The following is a 2,912-nucleotide window of genomic DNA, read 5'->3' on the forward strand; positions in this document are numbered from 1 at the left end:
GGCGCAAACGGTGCGTGAGCGCGTTGAGAAACAGACCGAAGCGCTCGACCCGGTTCGCCGAATCGTGAAAGCCTTCAATACCGTCCACCACTAGCCGCGACGCTCCGGTGTGCTTGACCAGCGCGACCAGCCGGGCCGCGAGTTCGTCGATTGCGAGCTCCACCGCTGGTTGCCATTCAATGATCAGGCGAGCGTCGGCGACGGCGTCGGCAAGATGTATCGACACAGACGCCGCTTTGGCGATCAGCCGTTCTGGCGATTCGTAGAAGCCGAAGTACACACAGCGTTCGCCGTTTGCCACACCCGCTTCGAGAAACTTCAGCGCGAGCAGCGTCTTCCCAATACCCGATGGCCCGATCAGCGTGGTCGTCGATCCCTTCACCACGCCGCCGCAGAGCATGGCGTCGAAGTCGGCCAGGCCGAACGCGAGCTTCGACGTCAGGTCCGGCTTGGCCTCCGCCAGCCACGCGCGCGCTTCGAGGCGCGGGAAGGTGACCAATCCGTCGGCGGTGATCCTGAAATAGTGACGCCCCAGCAGAGGGTCGCGGGCGCGCAGCTTGTGCACTTCGATTTCGCGTGCGCGCCGCATGCCGGTAGGAAATCGGTTCAACTCGATCAGGCCGTCCACCAGCGTGTGTTCCGGATGCGGATCGTTGCCCGACAGGGGCGCGAGGATCAGTGTGGTGCAACCCGCCGCCGTCACGAACGCACTCAACTCGTGGATGAATTGCGACAACTCAAGCTCGGTCGAACTGAATTCGCGCGCGCTGCGGAAGCCGTCGACGACCATGAAGCGCGGCCGGGTCGTCCTGATGGTCGACGCGATCAGCGCGAGAAAACCGTTCAGGCCTTCGCGCATCAGTTCGTGATAGCCGCTGACGAACAGCATCTTGTCCGAAATGGCGTCGGCGTTATAAAACGACAAACCCTTGAGATGCGAGAGCAGCTTCGAATGCGATTCGGCGATCAGCGTGATGTACAAGACCGTGTCGCCCTCGGCCACGCGATGAAAACCGATCTGCGCCGAGAGAATGGTCTTGCCCGCGCCAGCCATGCCTTCGATCAGGTACAGCCCGCCTTTGACAAGACCGCCGCCGAGTATTTCATCGAGGCCGGGTACGCCGGTCGTCAAGTTACTTGCATCGCTCGGAAGTTGGCCGGAGTCGGTTTCATGTTCAGTCATGGATGTCCCTCACGCCAGATGGCCGACGGGCCTTGTGTCGTTCAACATCGGTCTATCGCCGAGAAGAGGCGGCACACCGGACTTTGTGAATTTTTATGTCACCAAGGGGGATGTGGTTTTGGAAACCGCGTCGTTTCAAAGAACCAACGGCGCATTTTTCGGGCCTGCCGGGCGTTTGATCGCTTTGCGCTGGATCAACTGGCACGGAGATACAACCCGACTGGTCCTCGTGGCTAGGAGGTATTAGGAACTCGCTCATGGTTCGCGCGACCAGGGCATGGTCTCATCGATGTTTGGCGCACGCGGCGTTTAACGTCACCTGCGCGCACTCTTTTTCCTAGCCTGTCACGAGTCCATGGTTGTCCGGGTCGTTCGCGCACGGGCAATTTGCTGTGAGGCTTGTCATGCCGGGTTTTCGTATTCGTTGCTCTTTTTATGTTGCTGTTATCGCCGCACTCGCAGGCTCGCTTCAGGTTGACGCCTGCATGGCGGCGCGCTCTATCGATCCGAAAATCTATTCGAGCGCAGCATGGACATTCAAAGCGGATCGGGGCATCTTCTCAGCCGTTCCAAAACAACAAGTGGATCCGCGCATCTTTTCACCCATCGGCGGTGTACCCAACCAGCAGGTTCACAACCCGGTTCAGGATTATGTCCGGCCACGCCACAATCTATAAAAACACGCCAGGAATTGTCCTAATCGACGTGCATCGCCGATAAACGTGTTGCACATAGAATGCGTGTGTCACGCATTTCCCGATTTGCCATTTCTATCTGCCATAATTCCGGTGCTTTCGCATTTCTACATTTGCGTTCAACCCGGAAATTCCATGAACTCCAACAACACCTCGAGAGGCGCGGCGCTTGTCCTGGGATGCTTCATCCTGTGCAGCGGAGCTTTCGCTGCCGTGTCTGTGGCGCCCGCGCAAGGGGCGGCCCCAACAGCCGACGCGCTCGGCGACGCGAGCACGCGGCGCAGTCTCCTCACCAATGGCGCGGCCGACGAACCGCAAGCCACGGTGAATGGCAATATCGCAGAACTGCAGCAAATGATTCGCGATGGCAAGGTAACCGAATTGCGCACCACCTATAACGGAAGTTATGGTGCCAGCATGTTGTTTTACCCGGACGAAATGACGTTTTATATCGCGTTGTTTCAGCAAAAGAAATTTTGGCGCGTGATCAAGACGCAAGTCGACGCGCGAGCTGAAACGGTGTACGCGGACTTCTCAAAGAACACCGCTGCACTTGCCGATTCAGAAATCCGCCGGACCAAACTCGAAGCGGAGAAGAGCTTTGCGGATCGACTGATCGGCGTTCAGCAAACGCGTGCGAATCGTTTGCAAGCCGATCTCGATGTCGCGCGCGCGCAGCAGAGCCAGGTGGCCGACCGGCAGCAAGAGCAACAAGAAGCGATTCGCTCATTGCGGGCCGAACAGGATACCGCGCAAGCGCAATTGCGCGCATTGCAATCCAAGGTTCAGGATCTTCAACGCGAGTCCGACACCGACATCTTGCCAATACCCGTATCGAAATAATCGGGGCAAGCAATCGCTTCGTGCTGGATTGTTGAAAATTGTTGCAACTCATAGAAGCACGTTGCAATCGATAGAAAAAGCGGCCGCATTGCGGCCGCTTCGCATTTCGCGAATAGCAATCTCGCGCCCAAATCTTTCTAATCATTCACCTTTCTTCAACGTTTCCTAACTCGTTCGATACTGTTTCGATA

General features: G+C 57.5%; 3 protein-coding genes. 2 read left to right on the forward strand and 1 reads right to left on the reverse strand.

Features of this window, described 5'->3' with window-relative positions; all coding sequences use genetic code 11:
- Window positions 1-1,183 (reverse strand): RAD55 family ATPase (locus WCA53_RS30135; RefSeq protein ID WP_423919991.1); only part of this gene is annotated, 1,183 nt, incomplete at its 3' end.
- 404 nt (window positions 1,184-1,587) lie between these two features.
- Here WCA53_RS30135 and WCA53_RS30140 point away from each other — a divergent pair.
- Entirely contained in the window at window positions 1,588-1,860 is a 273-nt protein-coding gene (locus WCA53_RS30140; RefSeq protein ID WP_423919994.1) for a hypothetical protein, read from the forward strand.
- A gap of 153 nt (window positions 1,861-2,013) precedes the next feature.
- A complete protein-coding gene (locus WCA53_RS30145; RefSeq protein WP_423919999.1) occupies window positions 2,014-2,721 on the forward strand; it encodes a DUF2968 domain-containing protein in 708 nt (235 codons plus the stop codon).
- The last annotated feature ends 191 nt before the right edge of the window (window positions 2,722-2,912 follow it).

The organism is Caballeronia sp. (assembly GCF_049581465.1).
Classification (GTDB): Bacteria; Pseudomonadota; Gammaproteobacteria; order Burkholderiales; family Burkholderiaceae; genus Caballeronia.

Bases quoted from the DNA above. Each gene is read 5' to 3' on its own strand.
- WCA53_RS30140 (WP_423919994.1), top strand. From the start codon at position 1,588: ATGCCGGGTTTTCGTATTCGTTGCTCTTTTTATGTTGCTGTTATCGCC.
- WCA53_RS30145 (WP_423919999.1), top strand. From the start codon at position 2,014: ATGAACTCCAACAACACCTCGAGAGGCGCGGCGCTTGTCCTGGGATGC.